This is a genomic window from Streptomyces panaciradicis (genome assembly GCF_023516615.1).
GTDB classification, from domain to species: domain Bacteria; phylum Actinomycetota; class Actinomycetes; order Streptomycetales; family Streptomycetaceae; genus Streptomyces; species Streptomyces panaciradicis.
This window is the reverse complement of record NZ_JAMGBF010000194.1, coordinates 1-4835: the sequence shown is the minus strand read 5'-3', so window position 1 is coordinate 4835 and position 4835 is coordinate 1. Positions and strand designations below refer to the sequence as shown.

Below are 4835 nucleotides of genomic sequence, written 5' to 3'. Positions count from 1 at the left end.
GTCGCCGCCGTGGCCGGCGGTTTCGCGGGCGCCACGGGCGCCGACGAGGACGACCCCGGGCGGCGCAACGCCCTGACCGCCCTCACGGCCGCCCTGCGCCGACTGGGCATCGCCACCGAGCGGCTCACCATCGGCAGCGACATCGAGGCCGCCTTCGCCTCCGCGCCCGGCGCCCCGGCCGACGGGCTGGCCCTGGTCGCCGGCACGGGCGCGGTCGCGACGCGCATCGCCGACCGCCGCTGCGCGGTCACCGTCGACGGCGACGGCTGGCTTCTCGGCGACGACGGCAGCGGCTTCTGGATCGGCCGCGAGGCGGTGCGGGCCGCGCTGCGGATGGCCGACGGGCGGGGCGGCGGGACGGTGCTGGCGCAAGCGGTGGGACAGGCGCTGGGGCTGCCGGCACGGGTGCTGCCGGGGAGCGGTTCCGTGATCCGTCGCGGCGCCGACGACGACGGCTCGTCCGCCTGTTCCGGGGCGGACGAGCCGTCGAACGCCGCCTGGACGCGGGCCGCGCGCGAGGCCTACCGGGCGCGTCTGCTGCCCGTCGTCATGGCCGAGGCGCCGACCCGGCTCGCGCGGCTGGCTCCGCTGGTGGCCGAGGCGGCCCGGGAGCGGGACCCCCTCGCGCAGGAGATCCTCGACCGGGCGGCCGACCATCTGGCCGACGCCGTGCGGGCGTTGGCGCCACGGCCGGGGGAGCGGCTCGTCGCCACCGGCGGCCTGCTCGGCCCCGACGGCCCGCTGACCGCCCCCCTCAGCACCCGCCTGACCGCCCTCGGCCTCACCCTCGACCGGGTCACCGACGGCTGCGCGGGAGCGGTGTCCCTCGCCCGTCTCTCCCTCTGACCCCGCCGCCAGAGGTCTGCCGCCGCCCTCGAAGCCCGCTCGCCCCCGTCACCTCGTCCGGCGCGACTTCACCGCGTGCTGCGGCGTGATGTGGTCGGTCAGTGCCAGGGAGGCGCTCGCGCGCTGGTAGGAGAGCTGGGCGACGCGGACGTACAGACAGTCGACGATCATCAGGACCGAGTGCCGTCCGCCGATGCTGCCGGTGCGGAAGCTGGTCTCCGAGGTGGCCGAGATCAGCCGGACGTCGGCGGCCCGGGCCAGCGGCGAACGCGGGTCGGTGGTGATGGCGACGGTGGTGGCGCCGCGCTCGTGGGCCATCTCGAACGGCTCCAGGGTCTCGCGGGTCGCGCCGGAGTGCGAGATCCCGATGGCCACGTCGGCCGGGGTGAGCAGCGCCGCGGAGGTCGCCGCCCCGTGCACCTCGGTCCAGCCGCGCACCGCGCAGCCGATGCGGAACAGCCGGGTCTCCGTCTCCTGCGCCACCGCGCCGCTGCCGCCGACGCCGTACACGTCGATGCGGCGGGCCTTGGCCAGCGCCCGGGCCGCGCGCTCCAGCGCGTCCAGGTCGATGCGGTCGACGGTCTGCTGGATCGCGCGCAGGTCCGCGCTGCCGACGATCTGGACGACCTTCTCCAGGCTGTCGTCGGGCGAGATCTCGGAGCTGATCTCGGCGGAACCCCAGTCGGACGCCTCGCCCCGGCCGCGCTCCTGCGCCAGTTCGATCAGCAGGTGCTGGTAGGAGTCGAGGCCGATCGCCCGGCAGAAGCGGGTCACCGTCGCCTGCGAGGTCCCGGTGCGGCGGCCCAGCTCGGCGGCCGAGCAGTGGGTGACGGCGGCGGGGTCCGCCAGGATCAGTTCGCCGACCTTCCGCAGGGAGCCGGCCAGCCGCGGCAGCTCGGTGCGGATCAGTGTGGTGACGTCCGTCGAGGGCATGAGGAGAAGGTATCAGCCACCCGTGAGGGCATGATGTGAATACCAGGACCGGATCAAGGCCCCGATCACGCGGTTCGCGCCGGTTCACGCTGGCTCGTTGCCCGCCGCCGTCGCCGTGTGATTTATTGATTCATAAGTTGGGTAGTGCAGGGTGGTTCAATCCATCAGTGGGGAGTGTCGCGTGTCCGACGAGTCCGTGAGCGCCGAGGGCTTCGCGCGGGAGAGCCTGGCCGTCCTGACGCAGATCACCGCCTCCGGGCGCGAGGAGGTCGCGGGCGCCGCCGGGCTGATCGCCGACTGCGTGCGCTCCGACGGCGTGATCCAGGCCTTCGGCACCGGCCACTCCCAGGCCCTCGTCCTCGAACTCGCCGGACGCGCGGGCGGGTTGGTGCCCACCAACCGCCTGAGCATCGCCGACCTCGTGCTCTACGGCGGCGAGGACCCCGCTGTCCTCGACGACCCGCTCCTGGAGCGCAGGGCGGGAGTGGCCGAGCGGCTGTACGGTCTCGCCGCGCCACGCCCCCAGGACCTGTTCGTGATCATCTCCAACTCGGGCGTCAACAACGTCGTCGTGGAGACGGCGCTGCTCGCCAAGGAGCACGGGCACCCGCTGCTGGCCATCACCTCGCTCAGCCACACCCGGGCCGTCCCGGCCGGACACGCCAGTGGCAGGAAGCTCGCCGACATCGCCGACGTCGTGCTCGACAACCGCGCGCCGCGCGGGGACGCGCTGCTGGAACTGCCCGACGGCGGCTCGGTGTGCGCGCTGTCCACCCTGACCGGTGTGATGCTGGTGCAGATGGCGGTGGCCGAGGCGTCCAGGATGCTGCTCGACGCCGGGGAACGGCCGCCGGTGTACGTCTCGGCCAACGTGCCCGGTGGCTTCGAGGGCAACCTGGAACTGGACAAGCGGTACGCCGGCCGGATCAGGCGCACCGCCGGTTAGCCGGACGAGCCGTCCCTCCCGCCCCTTTGTGGGGGCCTCGCCCCACAAGTGTTCGGTGTTGTGGCGTGGGTCACACCAGGTCTAGGGTGAAAGCGCTTGGAGGCCCCGCCGGGGCGCGCCGATCGGCGGCGCGCGACCGGACCGGCTCCGGGCGAGGGAAGTGATCTCGTTGTCCGTCCCCTGGGACGACATCGGCGGGCTCGTCGATGCCCATGAACGATTCCTGGCCGGTGCGCCCGTCGAAGCGGACGTAAGGGGCCCCGTGCTCGAGTCCTGGAAGCGGTGCCGCTCCGTGGGGCTCGAACCGGACCGGCTCCTCGTCACCTACGCGCCCGACGTGAACATGGACGAGCGGTTCCTGCGGGCGGCCGAGCCGGTCCTGCGGACGCTGACCGCCTCGCTGGCCGACGTGGGCATGGCCGTCGCCCTGTGCGACGCGCGGGGGCGCATGGTGCGGCGGTTCGGCGGCGACCGGCGGCTGCGCGACCGGCTCGACGCGGTCAGCTTCGCCCCCGGCTTCGACGCCTCCGAGTGGGTGGTCGGCACCAACGGCGTCGGCACCGCCCTTGCCGAACGCGGCCCCGTCTACGTCGTCGGCCGCGAGCACTTCGCCGACTGCCTGCAGCCCTTCGCCTGCGCGGGTGCCCCCGTGCGCGATCCGCTCAGCGGGCGCATCGAGGCCGTCCTGGACCTGACCTGTCTGCGGGACGACGGCGACCCCACCATGCTGCGGCTGGTCCGCGAGGCCGCCCGCGACATCGAGGCCCGGATGCTGGAGCAGGCGACGCGGCGCGAACGGGCTCTGCTCGCCGCGTATCGGCGGGCCGGGCCGGAACCGGGCGGCACGGGGCGGCGGGACGAGTGGGGCGACGGGGACGGGGTCGCACTGGGCCGCATCGACCTCGCGTTCCTGCGGGAACGCGCCGAGGAACTGCTCGCTTCCCCGCGCCGGACACTGGACGAGGTCGCGCTGCCGGGCGGCCGGGTGGCCATCCTGCTGCGGCGCCTGGTCCGCGGTGCGGACGGCGAGTTGGGAGTGGCGGTCGAGGCCCGTGTCTCCGGCGGGACGCGGGTGACGGGGCTGGGCGGGACGGTTGCCGCACCGGACCCGGCCACCGGACCGTTGCCGGGTGCGGGTGCGGGTGCGGGTGCGGGTGCGGGTGCGGGTGCGGGTGCGGGTGCGGGTGCTGGTGCTGGTGCCGGTACCGGTGTCCGTGACGGTGCTGGTACCGGTGTCCGTGACGGTACCGGTGCCGGTGTCCGGGACGGGATGCGCGTGCCCAGGGCGCCCGCCGTGTCCGCACGTCTGGTCACCACGGCCGTACCGCCGGCCGTACCGCCCGCTCCCTCCGCCACCGCGGCTCCCGAGACCGTCGGGGACATCCTCGGCGGTGGCGGCAGCCGGCTGCTGCTGGTGGGGGAGCCCGGCGTCGGGCGGCTGGCCGTGCTGGCGCGCCGGCGGCTGGAGCTGCTGCACGAGGCCGGGGTGCGCATCGGCACCACCCTCGACGTGGCGCGCACCGCCGAGGAGCTGACGGAGGTGACCGTCCCCCGGTTCGCCGACTTCGTCGCCGTGGACCTGCCCGACGCGGTGCTGCGGGGCGAGGAACCCGGACCGCTCGGCGCGAAGACCCGGCTGCGCCGGGTGGCCCTGGGCGCCGTGCACGAGGAGTCCCATCTGTGGTCCGTGGGCGACGCCGTCGCGTACGTGGCGTCCACGCCGCAGGCGCGCTGCCTGGAGAGCGGACGGGCCGTGCTGGAACCCGTGCTCTCGGACTCGGGCGGCTGGCGGGCGCAGGACCCCTCAAGGCTGGAGCGGGCGCTCGCGGCCGGCATACACTCCCTGATCACCGTGCCGCTCCGGGCCCGCGGCGCGACCCTCGGCGCGGTCTCCTTCTACCGGTCCGAGAAGCCCGCCCCGTTCGAGGACGACGACCTCTCCCTCGCCCAGGAGCTGACGAGCCGCGCGGCGATCTGCATCGACAACGCCCGCCGCTTCACCCGCGAGCACCACACCGCCCTCACCCTGCAACGCAGCCTGCTGCCCAGGGGGCGGCCTGAGCAGAGCGCCGTCGAGGTCGCCCACCGCTACCTGCCCGCGCAGGCGGGC

Annotated in this window: 4 protein-coding genes; 3 read left to right on the top strand and 1 reads right to left on the bottom strand. The window is 74.9% G+C overall.

Features of this window, described 5'->3' with window-relative positions; genetic code table 11:
* Positions 1-846: N-acetylglucosamine kinase (locus tag M8J74_RS39815; protein ID WP_249841099.1), on the top strand; the 846-nt coding region annotated here is incomplete at its 5' end.
* A gap of 48 nt (positions 847-894) precedes the next feature.
* Here M8J74_RS39815 and M8J74_RS39810 read toward each other — a convergent pair.
* Entirely contained in the window at positions 895-1779 is an 885-nt protein-coding gene (locus M8J74_RS39810; RefSeq protein ID WP_249841098.1) for a MurR/RpiR family transcriptional regulator, read from the bottom strand.
* Positions 1780-1960: 181 nt separating this feature from the next.
* Between M8J74_RS39810 and M8J74_RS39805 the strand changes: the two genes are divergently transcribed.
* Positions 1961-2725, top strand: coding sequence for a sugar isomerase domain-containing protein (locus M8J74_RS39805; RefSeq protein ID WP_249841097.1), 765 nt, complete (start codon positions 1961-1963; stop codon positions 2723-2725).
* Between the two features lie 169 nt (positions 2726-2894).
* A partial coding sequence (locus M8J74_RS39800; protein ID WP_249841096.1) for a GAF domain-containing protein occupies positions 2895-4835 on the top strand: 1941 nt, incomplete at its 3' end.

Excerpts from the sequence above, each read along its gene's own strand:
- M8J74_RS39810 (WP_249841098.1), bottom strand. The coding sequence starts at position 1,779 with ATGCCCTCGACGGACGTCACCACACTGATCCGCACCGAGCTGCCGCGG.